Genomic DNA, 21,537 nt, shown 5'->3' on the forward strand with positions numbered 1-21,537 from the left:
CTGCCACGGCCGGTCGAGCATTCACTGCGGGGCCGCCGATGCCGTTGGAACCGCTACCGGGTTCGGCGTGGGACTCGTGGCGTGACGGTTGGGCAAGGGCGCGCCGGGAGCCGTGGCACCGGCTCCTGGGCTGGGTTCGGCAAGGTGCTGCGTGAGGAGTCGGCCGCTGGCAGTGAGAAAGTCGCGCGCGGCCATGCGTGAGGCGTGGGCGATTGCGTGGTCGAACAGTGTGCCGGGCCGGGCGATCGGCGGCTCGCCGGTCAGGTAGTGGCGGGCCCAGGAGCGCACTCGCCGTACCGCGTGATCAGGCGTCAGCCTGTTGCCGGTGATCTCCTGTTCCACAAGGTCCCACCAGGCGCGAGTCGCGCGTGCGTGCGTGGCGGCGAACAACTGCTCGCTGGTATGCCATCGCCCGTTCTGCAGGGCGATAACCACCTCGGCCGCCGCCGCATAGTAGGTGTTGCGCGCGGCGGCGATGCTCTCTGCGGTCAGCTCCTCGAAGGAGCGTGCGTCGTCGGCCGGACCAGCGCTGGGCCCGGATACGAACGTGGCGCCGACCTGCTCGTCGTTTGGGCTCACGTAGCCGGGCCGGTGAGAGTCGTGCATGGATGCGTTCCTTTCGTCGGGTGACATGAACCGCTGAAGGGGTGAAGATCAGGAAATGGCGGCCTGTCCATCGCCGCTGTTAACCGGCGCTGGCGCGGCGGCAGCGGAAGGTATGGCCAGTGCGTCGGCGAGCGCCTGAGTCGCGTCCAGGAAGGCACGCGCGCCACCTCGACGGGACTCGGCCATCGCCAAGGCGAACAGACCGCCGTTGGTCAGCGGGCGCGCGTTGATCAGTGATTCCTGTGCCCGTTGCCGCACGATCAGCAGCGCTGTTGCGCCGTCGACGGTCTCCTCCTGGCCGTGCGTGAGATCGGTGACCTGCTGCCACCACGACATCCGGTGGTAGGCGTGGGCGATACGGCCCAGGTCCTTGTCGCGCAACGTCCCTTCGTCGTCGATGCTGCCGATGCGGTTGAGGGCCTCGCTGAGCTCATGCCTGGCGAGGGTGGCGTTGTGCATGGCTAGGTCTTCGAGTCGTCCCATGGTGAACTCCCTGGTTGGCGGTTGTGGTTACGAGGGTTGGGACGGCGCCCAGCGCCGTCACATCCGGCGGCGGTGCTCGGTACGGCCCCCGCGCCGGGGCCGTACCGAGCGCCCGCTGTCAGGCGGTAGCCAGGAGGCGGAAAGCGCGGGCCTTGATCTTGGCGTTGTCGTGGTCGTCGAGCAGGGCTCGCTCCGCACGCACGGTCGCAACATCGCGGCTGCCGAACACCGGGCTCTTGTGATCCAGGCGCTCCGTCACGGCGTTGTACGCGGCCCAGCGCGTGTTACGGATCGGCTCCTGGGTGGGGGCCTGTGCGAACAGGTACTCCAGCTCCCGCATGGTCAGGTCGTGGTTGCGCTTGGCCAGTTCCTTCGCGTCCGAGGGGAGCGGGTGAAGGCGCGTGGCGAATTGACGGAACTCCTTGAGGTCCATCGGAACGGCGAGGAGTTTCTCGGCTTCTGCGGCGAACGCTTCACCGTGCTTCCACGTGAGCTTGAGCGCCTCCCGGGCCTCGGCGATGCGCCCGGCCACGTTGCCGGTGTGCCGGACGGTGAACTTGGAGGCGTGGTTCGCCAGCGCCGCCCGTTCGGTGTTCGCGCACACCACTCGGACCGGGGTCGCAACGGTTGTGAACGCGCCCCACCCGTCATGCCGGGAGAACGCCGCCAGATAGAGGTCGATCTGATCGAATCCGCCGACCATGAGCGGCTCGGGGAGGCGCATGGTGATGAACACCCGCCGCCCGCCGTTCAGCGATCCGCCCGTGTCGAAGATCGCCCCCGACTCGTCCACCAGCGTCTGTAGGAAGTCGGTGACGTCCTCGTTCTGGAGAATCTGGTAGTCCTTACCGACCCGGCCGAGGCGTTCCGGTTGACCGGTCACGGGGTTGGTACGCACCACGAGGAAGTCCTCGTCCGTGACCACCGGCTGGCCGGTCACCGGGTCGGTGACCTGACCAACCGGCACCTTGCGTACGTTCCACCCGGCCAGCTGGGCGTTGGACAGAAGTTCCTCGGCGGTCATCGGGCCGGGCGCGGTGTAGCCGAGCCCGTGCCAGCCGGGCTTCCCTGCGGCGGCGAATCCGGCCGAACCATTGGCGAAGATCTCGATTTCGTGAGCCATGACAGTGCCTTTCTGATGCGTGATGGGGTGTGCGCGCGTGCGGAACAGGCGCGCTGGTATGGGTGGTGGTGTTCCGGCCCCGGCGCGGGCCGATTGGCCGGGGGTGCCGTACGTCGGCGGGCGGGTCTGTAGGGGTGTCCCGCCCGCTACGTGACCGAGGTGTGCGGGCCGGTAGGGGCGGCCCGCACACACCCGGCTCAGCTGCCGTAGGGGGCGGTCCCCGCCCCCGCGTCGCCGTCCGCGTCGGAAGGGGCGAGGGCGAAGCGGCGGGGCCGCTCGCAGGACAGCACCGCCTCGCCGAGGTTGACTAGGCGGTCCAGGGCGTTGGCCACCGCGCCGGACGACCGGTTGATGACCTTCCCGATTTCGTACGGGGTGAAGTCCTTGTCCGGGAACGCGACCAGGTGCGCGTGAACCATCTCCCGCAACCCGCCCGGCCGCACCATGTCACCCGCGCCCGCGCCGCTGGAGGACTGACCTGAACGGCCATTGGATCCCGCGCGGGCCGGGGCGACGGTGCCGGTCAGCACCGCTCGGGCGTTGCGGTGTGCCGAGGTGACCTTGGTCATCGCCATCTCCAGGCATCCCAGCGCCATCACGGCGTTTCCCTCGTCCTTCGCCAGGATCGCCCCGCTGAGCAGGCTGGCTATCTCGGCGAGTTCCGCCTTCGCGCGGGCCCAGGCCGGATCCTCCGCCTCCGCCCCAGGCACCGGCTCTGACGTGACGGCCTCGAAGTCCGGCTCGAGGTCGCTGTCTGAACTCTGATCGGCCGCCTCGTCGGCCACCAGATCCTCCGGCAGGCCGATCGGCTCCTCGGGCAGGTTCTCCTCGTCGGTACGGTCATCGGCCGGTGCGGGGTCGGCTGCCGGTAGTTCCTCCTCGTGGGGTACGAGTTCCGCGTCGGCATCCAGCGTGTCCGTGTCCGGCGTGGTCACCTCGGCGGGTGCGGCATCCGGCGCTTCCAGTGCCGGGGGTACGACCGAAGTGTCCGTGTCACCGGTCGGCGTGGCATCGGCGGTGATCGGAAACCACCGGTCGGCCGCCCGGCCGCGCATGCCGCCGTCGCTCACGCCCTGCTCACGGCGGGCGCTGCCGTCCGCCTCGAGCTGGTTGAGGATCTTGCCCGCCGCCATCCGGCTCAGACCGGCCGCCGCTCCTATGGCCGTGGCCGAACCACCCGGCTCAGCGTTCAGCGCCGCCCAAACCGCCGCTACGCGCCCGTCCGCATCCCTGGCGGGGTCAGCCGGGGCGACGGCTGCGGGGCCCTCAGGGACCGTCTGGGATGCCGCGTCGGTTGGAATGGCGGCGGGAACGGATTCGGTAGCGGTCATTTCCGAACTGTGAATGGCCATTGTGTGGTGCCCTTTCTGGTCGTGCCCGTGTTTTCGTTTGCACCACGACCATCCCTCGCATATAACGAGACTCGCAAGTCGATCGGGCAATAAATGTTGTCACCCGAACGGCTGGAGAGGCTGCCCTAATAAACTGGGGCCGACATGCGAAGACACTTCGACGACAAACTTCGAGACTCGTGACACCTATAACGCGCTGATGGTTCCGCGCGTTCAACCGATTGGCGGCGAATATGCTCAAAACCGCCTCGCACGCATCACCGATCCAGCTTGCGCGAAGGCGCTTCTCGCCGCAGCCCGAAGCCGGCGCTGGGGCCGGCCAGCATCTGGGCGAGCGGTTGACTGGGACGCCGCCTAGTCCACAGGTGGTAGAAGGAAGAGAACTTCTGATGCCACGGCCATCCATTCGGGCCCGCACACATCTTCGAGGAGTCGCCTAATGGCGATTCGGGGCGGCCATCGCAACAACCGAAACCCGCCTGACCTGAGCAAATGACACGCCAGGCGGTGTCGCACTCTCAAGGGCAATACCGGACGCGACAACAAAGCAAAACACCGGATGCGACACCGAACAATGCCCGGCTAATTAGCCCGCAACAGCGAACTCGACATCCGCGCTGACAAGCCCGCTCTCTTGCTCGACAGTGGGTGCGCCCCGCCCCTACGCGAGGCGAACCCGTCCCGTCCCGGCCCGCGCCCGAGCCGGGACCGTATCGACGCCCACCTGCATGCCCGGTGTCAAGGCCCGCTCCCGCGGACGCGGGCACCATTGCCCAGGCGACGGCAGCCGCCACCGCGCCGGAGCTTTCTCGGGTCAGGTGACGCGACCCCTCCTCGCCAGCGATACGCCGGTCGGGGCACCTCAGCCATAGAGCTCAGCCGGGAGCAGCCCGACGCCTACCCCAAAGCCAGTGGAGCCTTGAACGCGTCCGCCGAGCCACTCGTACCGGACCATCAGCAGCGGCAATCGCCCAGGTGCCTGTCCCCGACCGTTCGGCGGGCAACGTCCCTGACCGCCTGCCAACGCTCGTGGACGGTAGCGAGGAGAGAGCCTGCCGCAACTCATCGGGGCTAGAGGCGCTGATCACGACGTGCCTGCCGCGTATTGCCAGCCACTGAGACCGCACCACCAGAAAGGCCCAATCGGGCCTGCCCCGGCGCAGCACAGCCAACGCCTGCTGCGCCCACAGCTCCTGCCCGAACTCCGACGCGGACTCCTGGTCCGCGGCCGACCTCAACTCGCCTCCCACAAGCCCCAGCGAGGGCCCAGGCCGGCGACCTCCTTCCCCGTGGAAGGGCGCAGTCTCTCCGCAGCCATCAAGGCGCCGGAGGGACCCGCCCAACGTTGGCCCAGTACAGCGCCCGCAACTCCCTCCTTCATGGGTGCGCGGTCACGGCAGGCGGTGGCATGCACCGCGAGGGCGCTCGGCTCAGGCACCGACTCCAGTTCCCGTACGGTCCCGACCTCCAGCGCCTGCCCGGCTCGGGCATTTTCACTACGACCAACCGCATCGCCACTTCGAGATGCCCGGACGGTTTCAGGGGTGTATGCGAGGTCGGCCCACACCACGTGCCCGGTAATCGCATCACCAGCGGCTCCCACTCGATCGGCCAGTTCAGCCACTCCGAGCAAGCCCCGCCCCTGCTCAGCCGTCTCAGGCACCGAGTCGGGCCTGCGGGCAAAGTCCGGGAAGCAGCCGCCGCCAAGGTCGTAGACCGCGATTCGGGCCATGTCCGTGCCACGCAGTACGTCCACCACAAAGAAGCCTTGCGCCTGCCCCGAGCGTGTGTGCCGTAGCGCGTTGCTCACCAACTCAGCCGTCACCCACCGAGCATCGTCGGCCCTCCCCGTATCGGCCAGGAGTTGCTCGACCATCCGCCGCGCGGGAGCCGACTGATCCGCCCGTCCGGCAAAGGCTTGCCGCCAAGCCATCCCACTCCAGAGGTCTGAGGCGCGAAACGTCGACATCACCAGCCCCGGCACGAGGTCCGGGAACTCCGCCACGCGCGGTTGCTGATGGGAGGGTCGCGAAGCATAATCACAGTTCATCTGGGCTGAGATCGCGTGCTGATCGCGGTTATCCATGCTGGGCGGTCCCTTCTGGTTGCGCCCCGGTCCATCCGGGAGCGACCAGCACGATCACTCACCTCGCTGCCCGGATCACATCCCCGCCCCCACCGCAACCCGCACCCAACCCCGACCTGCGGCGACAATGGCGGCGGCGCCGCCAACCCCCGCCGATCAGCTCGTCGATCACCCCATCCGAGGACTGGAGCCCCTGGCCAGAGCTCACCTACCGTCGCCCGGGATTCCGATTCGGGATCCGCGCATCACCGGCTGAAGGGGGACCACCTCATGTCCGACTCCGGATACCAAAGACTTCTTGATTGCCGCCGACGCAGCCGCTACCTGCGCGAGCACGGCTTCACCACTGACCAGATAGCCGTCATCCTCGGTCTAGATCACCCCGCCACCCCGCTACGCCTCTACCGATACGCCATCGGGCTCACCGCAGCGCAGACGGTCGACGCCTTCCATCGCCTCAGTGGCACGGACGGCGCAGGGCTGCGCGAATCCCGGCTGTACGACTATGAGATTTGGCCACGAGCGGGGCGGCGTCCCTCGGTCTACACCTTGTGCCTGCTGGCTCGTATCTACGGCACCTGCCCTGTCAACCTGATCCCGGCCGACGTGCTGGCGACCTACTCACAGCGGGACCAGCACACCATGCGCCACCTCGCAAGCACGGACAGCTCCCGTACGCCTACCGAATGATCCGCTCGTACATCTGCCGCGCCTGAGCGCTCGGCACCGCGTCGATCTCCGCCATCCGCTCCTTCAACAGCTCGAACGAGCGCCGTACCGCCGGCAAGCGCCCCAACTCGCCCTGGATCGACATCAGCAGGCACCAAAGGACCTCGCTGTGCGGATCGACACGCTCAACCGCCAGCCTGAGCACGTCGACGGCTCGATCGGGGTCCTCCTTCCGCGCCAGCTCAGCGAATCGTTCAGCCGCATCCACAGCCTGGCGCTGAGCAGCCTGCCTCAGCGGCAGCACCCAAAGATCATCCCGCCCAGCGAGCAGCGGCCCCCGATACAGGGCCAGCATCTCCTGCAGGGCAGCAAGCCGGGCGGGTTTCCCTTCTACGGTGCCCGTCCGCACGAAGGCCGCTTCGAACCTCCAAAAGTCCACGTCGAAGTATGCGGCGGCCAGTTGTCGCCGCTGCCTCACCTTCACCACGAACCTCACGCCGGTCCCGGCACCAGACGCCTGCCTCATCACCTGATTGAGTTGCCGAACCGCTGACTCCAGCAGGCGGCTCCCGCGGTCACCGTTGCCTGCCCACAGCGTCTCGATGATGCCCTCCGTGGACACCCCTTCCGGAGCGGTCGATAGCAACGCGAACAGGTCGGACGCCTCTGCGCGACCGAAGGACACCTCCTTGTCCCCATAAGACAGCCGCGGTGCTCCCAGGACTTCGCCCTTCGCCTTCCCTGGAGCCACCACGAACTGCGATGCCGTCAGCGCCACGGAAGTAGGGCCTGACGAACTGTCCAGGACTGCGACGCCCTTCTCCCCCGTATCTGACCCAGGCCGGCCCGCCCGGAGCCCAACGATGTCCGCTTCCCGCTCTGCTTCCTCGATGTGAGAGTCGCCGGCCACGACCCCCGCCTCCACGACATCGACCTCCGGCGCGGTTGCAACCGAGCTGCGGTCCTTCACTTCAAGGCGGTGAACAGTGACCCCAGCTGATGAGAGCACTGACCGAGACCGTAGGCGCAGACTGATGATCAGCGCACCTCCTGCCAGCATGACCAGCAGCCCAAAGGCCAGCGCGGTACCGAGAGGTCGTCTCTCCTCGGACGAGGCCTCAACAGGCTTCGCCATCGCATCAGCGGCACCGCCCCTCATAACAGGCAATGGAGATGACGAAGACACCGAGGGCGACGGGGAAGGCAGGGGTGTAGCGGTCTGCCTGGGTCGGGCATCCCGCCGCCTCGAGCGCGCACCGTTGTCCTGGCCGTGCCTGCGATCGACATATCTGACCTTGTCGTTACGACCCGCAACGAACGCGGGAGGCCGGCTTGGCCGCCGAACTGTCTCCTGCCTCCTGCCCAGCTCGGATACCTCTCGCTGCTTGCTCGGCCTAGGCACAGGTACGGTTACGGGCGTCGGCCGAGGACTCTTCCTCCTGGCAGGCGAGCTCTTCGGCGTCCATTGCACCCTGGGTCTCGGTGACGGCGCCGTCTTCACCGGCATCCGCCGGGTCTTGGAGATCCGCCTGCCGAGATCGACTGGGCGTCCCTCCGCCAGGTCCTGATGTACCAGCAGGCACAACTTCTCCACATCAAGCATCTGACGCGCCTCTTCAGAGACGTACTGCGTCGGGCAGTAGGGATCCGAGGAAGCCCAGGCCAAGCTTGGACCGCCCAGCAACTCGAACGTCAACGCGCCCGCGACGGTGATTCGGCACAAAAGCTCAGAAGCTTCGCCTCTCCAGCCATTTGCAAGGCATTCCCGAATCACCAGGTTCCTCCAGAGGGGTTTGACTACGTCAACGATTTATCACCACACCCCTCGCACCACGACAAGGAAAGAGAATGCGCATCACAAAGACTTGAAATCACCCCGCCTCGCGCTCACCTGCAATAACGGAACGCAACACATGCGGTCCCACGGCACAACACGAAAGCCGAAGAACCACATCAAAGGAGCGGCGATAACGCCCCGCACAGGTGCTGCCGGCGTAGACCCCTGTCTTCACACCGGCCAGCTCCTCGGCTGCCACCCCCTGGAGACCTTCCAGAGACCTGGCACCGAGTGCTCGCGAACTGCAGCCCAACCGGCCAACCGGTTATGTTGGACTGAATGCCCTATCAGAAGCGGAAGATCGCACCTGTCTGGGCGTAAAGGTCACACACGCTGGAAAAGGTTTTTTGCCAACCAACGGGCCGATTCCGCCACATACCATCCATCGTCGCCGTGACCGAGCCTCGCGCGGCGCACACACGGCGTGCGCGACTGGGGAGACGATCGAGCTCGCCGTCAACAGCATCAAGCGCGGCGCATGCGGCCTCACCATACGGGTGCCCCTCGGTCGCGCCCGGGCACTGCAGGAAAACACCCTTCATCGTGGTACCTCCGTACGCCGTGACGGAGAGGAAGGCCGCGTTCGGCCGGGCAGCACCGTAGGCCGGGGTGGCTGAGAGGACGAGACCAGCACAAAGGCCGACATTGGCGGCCAGCAGAGGCAGGCGCATTGACGCTCCAAAGGACTGGTTGCTTAAAGTAGTCATAAGACTACAGTAAGTCTTCATCCTTTGCCTGGTATCTGCCCAACCAGCTTCACGAGACCGAACAGAACTGCGGGCGTCGGACCTCCAAGGCCCAGCCCGGCGTTGGAGCTCCGATCTGCGTGCTCTCTGCAAGAGCGGATCAGCCACTGAACCTGTGAAATGCCAAGCCCATGAGTCACCCTGGCAAGATCAAAACCACAGAACACCCGGAGAGCCCGTAGCTACGCTACGCCCCGTAATGATCAGAACCATCGGGGGGCCGGCCATGCCCGACAAGGGTGAACAGCCACGTGGACGAGCACGCGCCAGGACGCTGCTCCAGGTAGGCGGAGTTACCGCCATAGCAGTCGCGATAGCCGCAATAGCTCTGGGCGGCGCGGGAACGAACACATCCGCCGTTCGGCAGACCTCACCTCCGGCTGCGGCTGCTCTACGCAGCGTCGCCGACAACAGCGCATCTGTCTCCTACCTGTCGGGCCGTAAGACGACCGTCTCATCGATCTCCGCTGTGCCCGTCTCGCTGGCTCTGCCTCAGCACAAGACTGCCGAGCGAGACCACGACAGAGGCGACGCCAAGCACGTCCGCCCGGCTAAAAGCCGCAAGCTTCACGGCCACCGCCGGCTTGTCCGCCCGCGGCCACCGGCCGCTTCAGCAGCTGACCGCTATTCTCCGCGGTCGAATCCTCGATCCAGGCGCGCGCCGAGCGCCCCACGTCCCGCCTGGTTGGACGTCATCGGGCTCGGCGACAACCCATCGGTGGTTGCCGGGAAGTGCGACGAGATGTTCCCCGCTCACAGAAGCGAGTTCCGGATTCGCAACATCGCTTGTCACAACCTCCTGGGCTGAATCTGTCACCGCGATTGACCTGTGGGCGCTCCGGAGCCACCCTGGCCGAGCAGCGCCCGCAGCCGATCCACGGCATGCCCCACAGCCGCGACCAGTGCGTGCTCGTGAACCTGAGGGAGACGGCCGATACCGAGCCCTCCAGCGGTGATCACCGTGCCGAGGTGGTGCTGTTGCTGGTCGGTCATCTCGGCGCGCATCTTCTGATGGCTCAGGATGTCGCGGGCGGCGTAGGCGTCGGTAGAAGCCACCTCGATAAGTGCTGGGCTCAGAAGGGAGGCAAGCGCCGAGGATCGGCCGGTAGTCAGGTCGAACGCGGTCAGGCCAAGCCTCGCTCGGAAAGCCGCCGTCATCGGTTCCGGCTGGGTGATGAGAGGTAGTGCGTCCTGCACGACCTCTTCCAGTTTCTTCGGTGGAATGGCGGCACTGGAGCGGTGGCAGGCGATGCGCAGCAGCGCCGCAACGGTGTGCTCCCACGGTTCCGCAGGCAGGGCAGCGTCGATCATGAGGGTGGCCTCGTTGGAGAGGCCCTGCTCGATCAGGGACATGATTTGAAGTTGGCGTCCGTCGAGAAGCCGTTCGCCGATGCCACGGTGGGCGGCCATGGCGTCGGCAGCTTCGTTCCACCGTCCTTGCTGGGCGAGGGCGCGGGCCCCGTCGATGAGCAAGGCGATCCACAACTCCGTACAGATTGCATGGTGAACTTCTTGGTTGTGGGTGAGAAGCGACAGGTCGATGTCGTGACCGTGGATCGCGGTGACGTTGCGTTCCTGGGCGGCGCGGTACAGCTGATTCAGCACCTCGTAGGCGGCTTTGCCGTCGCCTTCCCGGATCAGCAAGCGGGCAATGTTGATCAGCGGCATCAACGACATGACCGCGATCTCCTGGCTGAGACGGCCGCTCTCGGCGAAGATCTTGTGCTGCCTCCAGCACAGGTCCGCGGCGAGATCGGGCAGCCCGGCGTCGGAGGCGATGAGCGCGGAGATGTTGAGGACCCCGCAGGCGCGGGCCACCAGGTCGTGATGGTCGGCGCCTGCCGGTTCGGTGGTCAGCGCGTTGAGGTCGGCGATGCGCTCTGCCAGGGGCTTGCCAGGCGGTTTGGTACGGCAGACCAGGGGGATGCGGGCGGCGATCGCAGGGTGCACCACGGCGCTCGGGTCCCTTCTACGGCCAGTCGACGACGAGCCGGCTCGCGGGCTTGTCGATGACGAAGCGCGGGTCGCTCGCCTGGAGTTGGTAACGGCGGTCGCCGGTGACCATGCGGAAGCCGGGGGCAGGGGCGTGGTTGCCGTAGTCGCGGTTCCATTCCTCGATCGCGGCGGCGACCTGCTCGGCGAGAACGTCGGCGCGGGGCCCGTGGCCGATGACGCCGATGGCCCAGAAGCGTCCCTTGGTGTCCTCTCCTTCGCGGATGGTCAGATAGGCCAGGGTGTCGCGGTCGAGCGCGGCCATCGAACCCCACGCGAAGTGAGGGGTGAACCCGGGCCGCTGGCCGGGCATCCGGGACAGCCCGTTCGGCAGGACGCAGGCCAGCCACAGGTACACCCACTGCCATGGGTCGCCTTGCCGGAATTTCACGCCGGTGTGGATGGGGTGGGCCGGGGTGTCCAGGATCGTGCGCATCGCCTCGCGGTCGACGACTTGCTCGCTGAAGGTCTCCAGGTGCACATCGCCTTCCCCGGCGATCTGGACGCGCGTGTAGATGTCGTCGCAGATGCCCTTGCGCAGTGGCACGAAGGTCGCCATCTCGCAGGACACGGTCTTCCAGATGTCGCCGTCGCGTTCGAAGGCGAAGGATCGGGAGATACTGCCGCGGATGCGCACCGGGATGACCAGACGGCCGTCGGGAGCAAGCTGCTCGAGCACCTTGGTGGGGGTGTCGCCGGCGCCCACGGTGAACTGGATGCGGTCGAAAGGCGCGTGCTCCGGCAGGCCGGCCGCGCCGTCACCGAGCACGGCCGTTACGTTGTCGACTCTGGCGGCTGCGAGGTGCTTGCGGGCGGTGTCGACAAGGTCTTGATCGACGTCGATCGTCCACACGTGGCCGTCGGGGGCTACCAGGTGGCCGAGGAGGGCAGCGTTGTAGCCGGTGGCTGCCCCTGCTTCCAGGACGTTGTGGCCGGGGCGGGCGCCTAGCTGCTCCAGCTGAGTGGCGACGATGGACGGCGCGGAGATGCAGGAGATCATCTCGCCGTCGGTGTCGTGCTTGATCGGCACGGCGTCATCAACGTAGGCGGCTTCGACATCGGTGTCGGGGATGAACGTGTGGCGCTCGACGGCGCGGAAGGCGTCGATGATCTCGGGAGTACGCAGGTGTCCGGAGTCGATGTACGTGGCCACCATGGCCTCGCGCAGCTTGGTGGGGTCGACGGTGGTGCTGATGACGGGCTCCTTGAAGGTAGGTGGTGCTGGTGAGGACTGGCTGGTAGACGCGGCGGCCGGTTCGGTGTCTCCGAAGGCGACCTGCCGGCCCAGCCATGCGGCGGCGGCCTGCTCGACTGCGGAGGTGTTGTTCCGGTTGAACGCGAAGATCGCGTGGTGGGCGAGGACGGCCCGCAGCCCGCGCTTCAGATGCCCTTCCTTCGCGAGGCGGGCAAGGCTGCGGCCGGCGTCCTCGAACGCGGCGACTCGCTCACCCCAGCCTGGTTCGGGACGAGGACGCTTGGCGGCGTCGGCGTTCATGAGGCGCCGCATCGTGGTGATGGCCGCCGTCCGGTGGCTTTCGTCGGGCGGGTCGATCGGCGGGCGAAGAAAGCCGATCTTCACCCACACATCGCCGACTTCGAACCCGTCCAGCCCTGCTGCCCGGCACATCGCGGACAGGAGCAGGATGCATCGTTCCTTGCTGTCGGGGCTGCCGGTCTCGGCCAACGCGGCGGGGCTGTCGGCGCAGAACAGCTCGTGTGCGATGGCCATGGCCTGGGGGCCGCCGAATGCTTCGGTCTCTGGCTCGTAGATGCCGCCTGCCCATCCGGCTGCTACTCCGTTGGCGACGAGCTGGTCGAGCAGGGCACCTACTGGGCGGTCCGTCCGCAGCCGCAGCCCTCCCTCTTTACGCAGGAAGTAGAAGCGCCGTCCGGTCAGCGAGGCGGACAGCTTGGCCGCCGCGTACGGGCTCACTCCTGCATCTCCGGGAAAGCGGATCGTGGCCTGCCACCACTTTGGCTCGGCCGGTGCGGCGAGATTGTGCTCGTAGCTGTCCATGTCGTCGTTCTTGCTCCTGCTCAATAGGGGTACGGCGGTGGTCAGTGGATCAACAGGGCACGAGTCCAGCCGGTGGCGGTGCTGCCGTCCAAGGCCAGTTGGGCTCCGGCACGGCCTTCCAGGAACCCTGGCTTGGGCAAGTCGTCGATCCCTTCGGCCAGGTGCTGGCGGGCATGCTGGATGCTCTTGGTGAACCGGTCGGGGGTGGCGCTATCGGCGGCTATGGCGGTCGTGACGGTCAGGATTCCGGCCCAGCCATGGCAGAGGGAGGCGTCGTTCACCCGGTCGAGACGGTCTGCGTCGGTAAGGGCCAATAGAGCGATGTCCTCGGCCTTCTGCCTACGGGCAGGGTCGCCGTGCGCGAGCGCGGCCAACTGTAGAGCGCGAGCGATCCCCAAATCCCCGTAGCACCAAGACGGCCGCAGCGGTGGCACGCGTGCGGGCTCGCCTGTGGTGAGCTGGTCGAGCGTGGTCCAGTACGAGCTGCCGTACTGCTCGAGCCAGTCCGCGAACGTGGTGATCGCATGGCTCTGGCCCTCGACGCGGATGCCATGACGCAGGGCCAGGGACAGCAGTGCCAGCGGTCCGGCGATGCCGTGCGCGACGCCGTTGTTCGCGTGACCGCCGGAGACGTCTACTTTGTGTGTCGGGCTCTCTGGCGACCACCATCCAGGCAGCATGCGACCGTCTGCCTCGATCGGACGCGCCAACGACACCAAATGACTCAGGACCCCTTCGAGCAACGGAGAAGGTCCAGGGCGAGTCAGGAGAAGCGCCCCCAGCCCGGTCAATCCGCGGATCAGGTCGAACTCCGTGAGCATCGGCAAGTGCCAGCCCAACTGTCGCCGGCGAGCGGCAGCCAGGCGGGCGGCCACGACCCGGTCAGCACCTGCCTGCACCTCACGGTCGACGCATCCGGCGCGGCCGAGAACGAACTCCAGGGCCGGAGCTCCGTGATACAGGCTGGCGTTGGACCCCGTACTGACCCCACCGGCGACCGCCTCCTGCAGCAGGGGACGCGCACCGTCCAGATCGCCGCGCTCGATGTGCAGCAGCGACACCCCAAGCGCGCCTTCGGCCAGGGCCTGCGCCGCCAACGCCTTCATCTCCTCGACTCCAGCGAGACGACGATGCTGTGCGCGCGCCCGCCGATCCACCCGTCAGCATCCGGCGGCGGTGCCTCGAACAACACCGCGACCGGCGTCCCGCTCAAATGGGCGCGCAGCAGGTCCACGTCCATCCTTCGTGTCAGGTCCAGCGGCAGATGCTGGTCATCAACGGCCAGCAACACCCGCTCAGGCACCCCCGCCCTGCCGCGCCAGTCGTACAGCCGCTCGGCCCACTCCTCCAGGGAGGCCGTACGGCCGGGCAGCGCCCGGGCACGCAGTTGCCAGCGAGCGGCGACCAAGACGGTACGCCGGTAGTGCAGGGCCGGAGTGAACGGCAGCACCCAGGCGGCGCCCCAGTCGAACCACGTCACCTGCGCTGTGGCGGCGCGACTGATCTCGGCCAGGAACCGGACCAACGGCGGCGTGTAGTTGTTCCAGAGAAAGTTGATCGCTGTAGGTGCCAGCAGCTCAAGGCGCTCCCCGGTCTCGGCCACCGCCAGGTACAGGTGACCGTCACGGGCACCGACCACCAGATCCCGCGGGTACAGGACGTCCTCGTCGCCGTCTCGATACTCGCCGACGCTGACCAGCTTCGGTACGACGCGCGGTGCCCGCGTGAGCAGATCGGCCTCGGCTCGCGTGGGATGGAACGACAACTGCGCGAGGGCCGCGCCGGGCGCGACCGTGAGCAGGTTGGCATACCCGGCGGCCAGGTCCGGCAGCAGGTGCCAGAACCGTCCGGTCATGGCTCCGGCTGCACGGGAGACGGTGTGCACGCGTAGCCGGAAGTCTCCAGTGTCCAGGGCGGCGATCGAGCGGGCTTGCACCTGGGCGCACACCTCGAAGTGGGGCGCGGGCACAAGGTCGGTGAACGGCTCAGCCGCGGCAGCCTCCCACTCCTCCACCATCGCCTCAGACAGGACCACCGCTCGATCGCCCTGGACAGCGGCCGTTCCCGCGATGTCCAGCAGCAGGCGGTCACGACGCGACATCGGTCGTGGCGGCTCCGACAGCAGGCCGAACCCGTCCGGCAGCCCCAATCCCGTGCTGGGATCGGTGAGCTGCTCCACAGGTACCTGGGTCTCTTCACCGAAACGGTCGATGAACCGCTCGACGTAGCGCCGCCAGGCCGGCGTACCGGCTGGATGGGTTGCCAGCCGGGCCAGCACGGTCGCGGCGGTCTCCATCTCGACCGCGACCGTTTCAGGCAGCCACACGTCAGCGTCCAACCGCACGTCCACCGCTGTGCGATCGCATGCGGCGAGGAGCTCGGGCGGCAGAACGGCGGCTGGGTGGGTGACCGTCGCTGGGGCACGCAGGCGAGAGCGCAGCAGCCGCGTACGTAGCAGTTCAGCGACCAGCTCAGTCCGGCGGTGAGGTTCGACCTGTGGGAACTCGGCGGCGAGCTTCCCCAGCAGGACCGCATGTCGGATGGGAGAGCTGGCGGCCTGTCTCACCAGTTCCACGGCCGCAGTTGATGCGAGGGTGAACTCGTCCGCGCCCTCGGCCGGAACATGGACTCGGCCCTCACGCTCACGGGCGAGGTTGTTCACGCACACCTCGACATCAGCCATCCGCTCCTGACCGCTCTCCCACGCCCTGATCACCGCGTCCAGAGCCGCGGGGTCGGGCCGGACAACGGCTTCGTGCTCATTCCCGACCCGCACGAGCGACCTGTTACTGAACTCGACCAGGGCGACACCGGCGAACAGGCCGAACGGGATTGAGCGGTGCGCGTAACGCAGGGCGTATCGGGCGACGGCGAGCGCGGCCCGTCGAGCTCGACGAGGCTTGACCACCTGCCCGTCGAGCACTGCCCGGACCTGGCGGGCCAAGTCCGGACTCGCGTGAGTGACCGTCTGCTGGAAGGACTCGTCCGCCCAAACCGCAGCCAGCCACGACCGCCACAGCTCGATCGAGTGACCTTCTTCCGGCCAGTCCGGGAGTGGGAGAGGAGTCGGATGCACCGTGGCGCGCAGCATCCCGGCACCGGTGCGCCGATACCTACGGATCCGCGTGCGCGTCATCGTCTTCACTCCGTTCCTGCTCACGATTCGGGGAAGGTCGGTAGGCCTCGGCTCCGGCCGAGGCGCATCAGGCCGGTGCAGCTATGACGTGGTGCAGGCGCTCGGACAGGAGCTCCCGCACGTGTCCCCCGTGCCGCACCTCAGCGACGTGTTGGCCGCCGGGGTGTTCTCCACGAGCTTGATGTCGAGGTCGAACGGGCTGAAGGCTGTTTCCCTGGTGGCGGCGGTCGGCTGTTCGGTGCCCTGCTCGATGGCTGATGTACTCATGTGCTTCTGCTCCTGTCCTGCTTGGTGTTCTGGACGGTCTGCGGCGTCTCAGCCGTGTTGCGGGTTGAACGAGCCCGCCTTGCTGTGAGTTGGCTCGGCGCTGTGGAACGGCTGGCCTCAAGATCTGCGTGGCCGAAGCTCACGAAACTCCGTCCAGGGCTTTGGCTACGGCCTCCTCCACGACGCCTTCGGCCCAGATCCACGGACCGAACCCCAGGCCGAGCGGCGCAGGCTTCAACCCATCGAATCGGCCGAGTGCGGCGGCCCTCTGGAACACGGTGTACGCCCGGTTGGTGATGCGCAGCGAGCGAGGGCTCTGGCCTGCGGCCTTGTCGTGAATCTCGATGATGACGGTCTCACCGTCCCGCTTCGGACGTAGCCGGTCGTTCCGAATGTCGTGCAGGAGATCAAGCCAGCATTTGGGGCCCATCGTCGCAACCTCCTCAGGGTCCATCAGATTGCACATCTGTACGGTGGTCGACCGGGCCACTCGGCGGACGGCGAGGCGGTGCAGGTGTGTGGCTTCTACGTCATTTGGGGTCATCCGGTTCTCCGAAGTGGTTGTCGTGCCGGCATGACAATTGACAGTAATGACGAGGGTGGACCTGTTACACCTGAGAGTGAGTCCGTAATCGCCCCGGTCTCTACGTGGCCTCTACCTGCACATTTTCGGCGACTGCCTGCCATTGCCCATTCTGATGGGTAACCTGGTGGCGCTTCCGGGAGGGGGAAGTCGGATGGCGAAGCAGAGCCGGGACTCAAGCCCGCAGGCGAGAGGGCGCCGATTGGCGCGAATAGGCAGCGAACTGTGGCTGGAGGCAGGATCGGTCAAAAAGGCTGCTACGGAACTAATGCGCCGCTATCCGGTCATTTGCAGCCTGCAAGCGCACCGATATGCGTGCGGCCTTTCCCAGGATCAAGCCGCGGTCCGGTACAACCAAATGACCGGCCACCAAACCAGCCTGGGCGGCACATCCATCAACGCATGGGAGACCTGGGCCCGTGAACGCAGCAGGGCCGGATCAGCTCCTAGCTTCACCAGCCTGCTGATCCTCGCAGCCGCCTACGGAGGCGGCCCAACAGGTGTGGCCGAGGAAGACGTCTCCCCCGGCGATCTGGTGGCCGAGGCGTACGAGCGCCTGTCCGTGGAGGATCAGCTCGCGCTGAAGAGGTACGCCACCATCAACTCCGCAAGCCCGCCGGATACGACTACGCCGGCCGCGGAGGGCCAAGCAACCGAAGCAGCCGTCGCAACGAAGACAGCCGGCCCCCACGCCGCTGGCAGCGACTTCATCATCACCGCCCCCACCGTCGAGTACGGCAACCCCGACAGGCTCGCCTACTCCTTGCCCAACCCCACCCCTGGCCTGCTCCTCAACCTCGACTGGGCGTCCTTCGGCTACGGCATCGAACGCCTCATCCATCAAATCAAAAACCTTGGCCGCCGTACCGATGTGGACGCCTGCTTCGGGATCAACGAGGCCGGCCTGGTCATGGCCACCTTCCTCGCCTCAGCCCAGTTCGGCCGCTGCCCCATCGGCTACCTCAAGTGCAACAAAAGCCGCGACTTCATCAGCCTCGACAAGGCATCGATGTTCCCCGACCTGCCAGACGCCCCGGACATCGTTTTGTGCGACTTCGAGGTGAAACATGCCGACGTGGTCGGATTCATCTCCCGAGAAATCCGTAGCCACTATCCCGGCGCGCAGATCTACTTCGCAGTGTTCGGCGCGATGACCAAGGGGAAGCTCGAAGTCGATGACTTCGACGACCTGACCGGAGCGAACATCATGCGAGCGGCGAACTTCAAGGCCGTGTTCATAGCTGCGACGATGAGCCCTCCAGGCATAGAGCCACCGCTGGAGCTGCGCTGAACCGTATGGAGGTCCCTCGTGACAACCTCTCCCGCCCTCCCCGGCCTCGCCCAGAGCCTCGCCGAACTGGTCGCGCAGGTGATCGGGGAGATTCGGCCACGCCTCATCCAGGCCGCGCTCTCAGGTGAACGATCAGAGGCCGCCAACCTGCGCCACTCCGACAACTTCCTGTCCGCCCACGACCTATGGATGCACGAACGCTACCGAGAGCTTCTGACCCCGATCATCCCCTCGTACATCTACGCCTCCGAAGAAGCCGACCCACAGGTCATCGGACCCGACCCCGACCCGGACCTGTGCGTCCTGGTCGACCCCCTCGACACCAGCGAGCTGGCCGTCCGCGCCCTCTACGGCTACACACACGTCATGGTGTACTCCCGCAGCCTCGCCCGGCCCATCGCCGCGGTGGTGGGCGACATCTTCCACCACCTGCAGATCTATCTCGCGGCCCGCGACGAGGACGGCAAGGATCGAGCATTCGTCTACACCCAGGACGGCAAGGCACACGAGCTAAGACTCCACCGCTTCGCGGAGCTACACGAGGCACTAGTCACGAACTACCTCATGAAACCCGCCGAACGCCTCCAACCACTTGGCCGCCAGACCCTTTTGCTCGACGCGCTGAGCCAGCCCTCTCGAGATGGCGCGACTCGTGGCCGCATCGGAGTCGACTTCGGGTCGGTTAGCTTGTGCCACGTCGCAGCCGGCTTCACTGACGCGACCATTGAGTTCGCCAAAGGCTTCGCCGTCTGGGATCTCGCCCCCGGGCACTACATCCTCGACGCCGCCGGCGGCGTCGTCCTCGATCTCAGAGGCGACCCCATCTCCTTGGACTACCAGTTTGGCAGCATGGCTGATATCAACAAGGCTATGGACAGACGGCAGACGTTCGTGGCCGCTTCCAGCCTGGCCCTCGCCCAGGACGTCGTTGCCTCCATTTATGCCACCTAGCTGGAGAAATGCCTCATGCGAGGCCCATGGAGTACTACTCCGTGTCTCCCGTGTCCGTACTCGGCGCGGCGGCTATCGCTTGGGTGCGGCACAAGCCGTCTGTTCAGCTCCGCTCACCAAGATCTGCGCATGTTGCTAACGTCCGGAAGGCTCCAGCCGATTGACTGACGGTACCCCAGCGATCAGGATCCGTAACGAGACGGCCATCGGGAGACATGGAGAAGCACGAACATGGCGGACAGCCCAATATCTGGCCACGGACTAACGATCAGGCAGCTTTTCACTGGCCGCCGGTTCCAGTTGGGCTACTACCAGCGTGAATACACCTGGTCACGAAAAGCTGTCGCTGCTCTCCTTGACGACCTATGGCGGCGCTTCGACGCATCGTGGAACGATCTAGATGATCGTGAGCAGACGGATCACTACGCCCCCTACTTCTTGGGGCCCTTCGTTTATCACGAGCAAGACGGCATAACGTACCTCGTCGATGGCCAACAGCGCATCACGACGCTGCACCTTCTGCTGATCTACCTACGGCGCTTGCTGCTAGACCAGGAGCGATACGAGGAGGCTGAGCAGTTGGGTCAGCTCATCAGGTCTGTGCGGCACGGCAAGCCCACCTTTGCCATAGACATCCCGGAACGGGAGCCCCTACTTAAAGCTCTCTGCGACGGCGCCGACTACCAACTGCCAGATAGTCCGCCCTCCGTGTCCGTTCGGAACCTGTGGGAGCGCAGCCAGGACATGGCTGATGACTTTCCAACCATGCTGAGGGACGACGCTCTGCCGTTCTTCCACGACTGGCTACTCGACCGCGTTTGCCTAGTCGGCATCAAAGCACTCAGTCAGGACAGCGGCTGGGAAATTTTTGAGACGATGAATGATCGTGGGGACCGGCTCGGGCCCATCGATCTGCTCAAGAGTTTTCTCTTCCAAGAAAGCAAGAAAGATCAACAACGCCTCAACGTCAAGTGGCGCGACATGCTGTCGACACTCACGGCCGTGGAGAAGGATGCACCTTCTGAGTACGTCAAGGCCCTTCTGACGGCTCAGCACGCTGATCTATCAGAATCCTCAAATGATCGGCAGCGAATCTTTCAAGCGTTCCATGAGTGGGTCCGCACACACCAGGAGCAGCTTGGGCTTCGACGCCCGTCTGACTTCGCTATGTTCATCGAGTGGCTCGCGGCTCTCGCCCCTCGCTTTGCCACCCTGCTAGCAGCAAGCAAGACCCTCGATCAAAGCCTCGAAGCCGTGTTCTACAACGCACGCAACGGCCTGTACTGTCAGACTCGCTTGATCCTCGCCAGCCTGCGGCCTGATGACGATAACGCCACCTTCAAGGAAAAGTCGCGTCTGCTCGCCAACTTCCTCGACCTACTTTACGTCCGGCGACTAGTGAATAACGAGGGCACCAACGCTTCGGACATGGAGGCCGAGGTCGATCGACTCATCCCCATGGTTCGTAAATGCATTAATCCGAAAGAAATATCCGCACTGCTCGGCGCGGAGATTGCCACACTACCGTACGACTTCCAGGGGGTCGCGACCTTCGGACTCAGATCAGACAACCGTCGGCAAGTCCGTTACCTGCTTGCTCGGATGACTCATTACGTCGAGCGCGAATGCGGCCGGGCAGAATTGATAGCTGAGTACCTTGACCAGCTGCGACCGTACGAGATCGAACATGTCTGGGCAAACCATTTTGATCGCTTCCAGACTGAAGTAAAGACCTATCCGACCTTCGTGACCTGGCGAAACCGTCTCGGAGCTCTCCTGTTGCTACCCAAGTCGGATAATGCTAGTTACGGCGACGACCTGTACCAGCAGAAGATTGAGCACTACCGAGGCCAAAACCTCCTTGCTGCATCCCTTCATGATTTGACCTACCGGAGGAATCCAGGATTCACGAAATTCATCAAGCGAGTTGATCTCTCAGGTTTTGTCCGCGCATTTCGTGACCACTTCGGTAAGGATGCGATTGAACATCGACAGCGGCTCTATCGGGCGCTATGCGAAAAAATCTGGGAGCCCTCATCCCTCGGATTCGAAGTTCCACAAGTAGCTGCACCTGATCAAGCGACCAGACGTCGTACCCGCGCGCATTACAAGGTTGACGTCGCGGACCTGATCCGCGTGAAGCTGCTCAAGCCCGGTACAACCCTGACAGGCAGCAGACGCGGCACTCGATATGCAGCTACGGTCGAGCCAGATGGCCGGATTCGGGTCTCAACAGGCGAAGTGTTCCCCTCACTGTCCGGTGCCGGCCAGTTTGTCCTAGGCGTGACATCCTGCGCTGGGTGGGATTTTTGGAAGGTGTCCGCCAGCTCCGCCGAGGTCCCCATCAAGACGCTTCGTGACGAAGGGCTGACGCGGGGGTTGTTGCCCTGAGCCATGG

General features: G+C 65.7%; 17 protein-coding genes. 4 read left to right on the forward strand and 13 right to left on the reverse strand.

Features of this window, described 5'->3' with window-relative positions:
- Positions 1-21 precede the first annotated feature (21 nt).
- The 5 genes from AB0K18_RS12205 to AB0K18_RS12225 form a co-directional block, all read right to left on the reverse strand.
- A complete protein-coding gene (locus tag AB0K18_RS12205) occupies positions 22-606 on the reverse strand; it encodes a hypothetical protein (RefSeq protein ID WP_364913682.1) in 585 nt (194 codons plus the stop codon).
- A 48-nt stretch (positions 607-654) separates the two neighbouring features.
- The gene (locus AB0K18_RS12210) at positions 655-1,089 is read right to left on the reverse strand and encodes a hypothetical protein (protein WP_364913685.1); all 435 of its coding nucleotides are present in this window, start codon (positions 1,087-1,089) and stop codon (positions 655-657) included.
- Between the two features lie 118 nt (positions 1,090-1,207).
- Positions 1,208-2,212, reverse strand: coding sequence for a DUF932 domain-containing protein (locus tag AB0K18_RS12215; protein ID WP_364913688.1), 1,005 nt, complete (start codon positions 2,210-2,212; stop codon positions 1,208-1,210).
- A gap of 197 nt (positions 2,213-2,409) precedes the next feature.
- Positions 2,410-3,543 (reverse strand): hypothetical protein, encoded by a 1,134-nt coding sequence (locus tag AB0K18_RS12220; RefSeq protein ID WP_364913691.1) that lies wholly within the window; start codon positions 3,541-3,543, stop codon positions 2,410-2,412.
- 1,255 nt (positions 3,544-4,798) lie between these two features.
- Positions 4,799-5,650, reverse strand: a complete 852-nt coding sequence (locus AB0K18_RS12225) for an ATP-binding protein (RefSeq protein ID WP_364913693.1) — start codon at positions 5,648-5,650, stop codon at positions 4,799-4,801.
- 270 nt (positions 5,651-5,920) lie between these two features.
- Here AB0K18_RS12225 and AB0K18_RS12230 point away from each other — a divergent pair, with 270 nt between their 5' ends.
- Positions 5,921-6,340 carry a hypothetical protein gene (locus AB0K18_RS12230; protein WP_364913696.1) on the forward strand — a complete coding sequence of 140 codons (420 nt, stop codon included), beginning with the start codon at positions 5,921-5,923 and terminating at the stop codon, positions 6,338-6,340.
- Here AB0K18_RS12230 and AB0K18_RS12235 read toward each other — a convergent pair.
- From AB0K18_RS12235 to AB0K18_RS12270, 8 genes are all read right to left on the reverse strand, one after another.
- Positions 6,330-7,097, reverse strand: a complete 768-nt coding sequence (locus AB0K18_RS12235) for a bacterial transcriptional activator domain-containing protein (RefSeq protein ID WP_364913699.1) — start codon at positions 7,095-7,097, stop codon at positions 6,330-6,332. The genes AB0K18_RS12230 and AB0K18_RS12235 overlap by 11 nt on opposite strands.
- A 1,346-nt stretch (positions 7,098-8,443) precedes the next feature.
- Positions 8,444-8,827 carry an SSI family serine proteinase inhibitor gene (locus AB0K18_RS12240; protein WP_364913702.1) on the reverse strand — a complete coding sequence of 128 codons (384 nt, stop codon included), beginning with the start codon at positions 8,825-8,827 and terminating at the stop codon, positions 8,444-8,446.
- Between the two features lie 888 nt (positions 8,828-9,715).
- Positions 9,716-10,855, reverse strand: coding sequence for a hypothetical protein (locus tag AB0K18_RS12245; protein ID WP_364913705.1), 1,140 nt, complete (start codon positions 10,853-10,855; stop codon positions 9,716-9,718).
- A 16-nt stretch (positions 10,856-10,871) separates the two neighbouring features.
- Positions 10,872-12,911 carry a methyltransferase, FxLD system gene (gene fxlM, locus AB0K18_RS12250; RefSeq protein ID WP_364913708.1) on the reverse strand — a complete coding sequence of 680 codons (2,040 nt, stop codon included), beginning with the start codon at positions 12,909-12,911 and terminating at the stop codon, positions 10,872-10,874.
- Between the two features lie 41 nt (positions 12,912-12,952).
- Complete coding sequence (locus AB0K18_RS12255) at positions 12,953-14,017, reverse strand: lanthionine synthetase C family protein (RefSeq protein WP_364913711.1); 1,065 nt, start codon at positions 14,015-14,017, stop codon at positions 12,953-12,955.
- Entirely contained in the window at positions 14,014-16,047 is a 2,034-nt protein-coding gene (locus tag AB0K18_RS12260) for a lantibiotic dehydratase family protein (RefSeq protein ID WP_364914356.1), read from the reverse strand. The genes AB0K18_RS12255 and AB0K18_RS12260 overlap by 4 nt, the downstream gene beginning before the upstream one ends.
- Before the next feature lie 81 nt (positions 16,048-16,128).
- Entirely contained in the window at positions 16,129-16,314 is a 186-nt protein-coding gene (locus AB0K18_RS12265) for an FxLD family lanthipeptide (protein WP_364913714.1), read from the reverse strand.
- 139 nt (positions 16,315-16,453) lie between these two features.
- Positions 16,454-16,768, reverse strand: coding sequence for a hypothetical protein (locus AB0K18_RS12270; protein ID WP_364913716.1), 315 nt, complete (start codon positions 16,766-16,768; stop codon positions 16,454-16,456).
- A gap of 283 nt (positions 16,769-17,051) precedes the next feature.
- Here AB0K18_RS12270 and AB0K18_RS12275 point away from each other — a divergent pair, with 283 nt between their 5' ends.
- From AB0K18_RS12275 to AB0K18_RS12285, 3 genes are all read left to right on the forward strand, one after another.
- On the forward strand, positions 17,052-18,188 hold the full coding sequence (locus AB0K18_RS12275; RefSeq protein WP_364913719.1) for a hypothetical protein: 1,137 nt from the start codon (positions 17,052-17,054) through the stop codon (positions 18,186-18,188).
- An 18-nt stretch (positions 18,189-18,206) separates the two neighbouring features.
- Positions 18,207-19,139, forward strand: a complete 933-nt coding sequence (locus tag AB0K18_RS12280) for an inositol monophosphatase family protein (RefSeq protein WP_364913722.1) — start codon at positions 18,207-18,209, stop codon at positions 19,137-19,139.
- A gap of 231 nt (positions 19,140-19,370) precedes the next feature.
- Positions 19,371-21,530, forward strand: coding sequence for a DUF262 domain-containing protein (locus AB0K18_RS12285; protein WP_364913725.1), 2,160 nt, complete (start codon positions 19,371-19,373; stop codon positions 21,528-21,530).
- The last annotated feature ends 7 nt before the right edge of the window (positions 21,531-21,537 follow it).

Origin of the sequence: Nonomuraea sp. NPDC049421 (assembly GCF_040677005.1) — a bacterium.
Taxonomy (GTDB): Bacteria; Actinomycetota; Actinomycetes; order Streptosporangiales; family Streptosporangiaceae; genus Nonomuraea; species Nonomuraea salmonea.

Coding starts and splice junctions, on each gene's coding strand:
- AB0K18_RS12225 (WP_364913693.1), bottom strand. CDS start 5,650: ATGGATAACCGCGATCAGCACGCGATCTCAGCCCAGATGAACTGTGAT.
- AB0K18_RS12275 (WP_364913719.1), top strand. CDS start 17,052: ATGGCGAAGCAGAGCCGGGACTCAAGCCCGCAGGCGAGAGGGCGCCGA.
- AB0K18_RS12230 (WP_364913696.1), top strand. CDS start 5,921: ATGTCCGACTCCGGATACCAAAGACTTCTTGATTGCCGCCGACGCAGC.
- AB0K18_RS12270 (WP_364913716.1), bottom strand. CDS start 16,768: ATGGACCCTGAGGAGGTTGCGACGATGGGCCCCAAATGCTGGCTTGAT.
- AB0K18_RS12260 (WP_364914356.1), bottom strand. CDS start 16,047: ATGACGCGCACGCGGATCCGTAGGTATCGGCGCACCGGTGCCGGGATG.
- fxlM (WP_364913708.1), bottom strand. CDS start 12,911: ATGGACAGCTACGAGCACAATCTCGCCGCACCGGCCGAGCCAAAGTGG.
- AB0K18_RS12205 (WP_364913682.1), bottom strand. CDS start 606: ATGCACGACTCTCACCGGCCCGGCTACGTGAGCCCAAACGACGAGCAG.
- AB0K18_RS12210 (WP_364913685.1), bottom strand. CDS start 1,089: ATGGGACGACTCGAAGACCTAGCCATGCACAACGCCACCCTCGCCAGG.
- AB0K18_RS12285 (WP_364913725.1), top strand. CDS start 19,371: ATGGCGGACAGCCCAATATCTGGCCACGGACTAACGATCAGGCAGCTT.
- AB0K18_RS12240 (WP_364913702.1), bottom strand. CDS start 8,827: ATGCGCCTGCCTCTGCTGGCCGCCAATGTCGGCCTTTGTGCTGGTCTC.
- AB0K18_RS12265 (WP_364913714.1), bottom strand. CDS start 16,314: ATGAGTACATCAGCCATCGAGCAGGGCACCGAACAGCCGACCGCCGCC.
- AB0K18_RS12215 (WP_364913688.1), bottom strand. CDS start 2,212: ATGGCTCACGAAATCGAGATCTTCGCCAATGGTTCGGCCGGATTCGCC.
- AB0K18_RS12220 (WP_364913691.1), bottom strand. CDS start 3,543: ATGACCGCTACCGAATCCGTTCCCGCCGCCATTCCAACCGACGCGGCA.
- AB0K18_RS12255 (WP_364913711.1), bottom strand. CDS start 14,017: ATGAAGGCGTTGGCGGCGCAGGCCCTGGCCGAAGGCGCGCTTGGGGTG.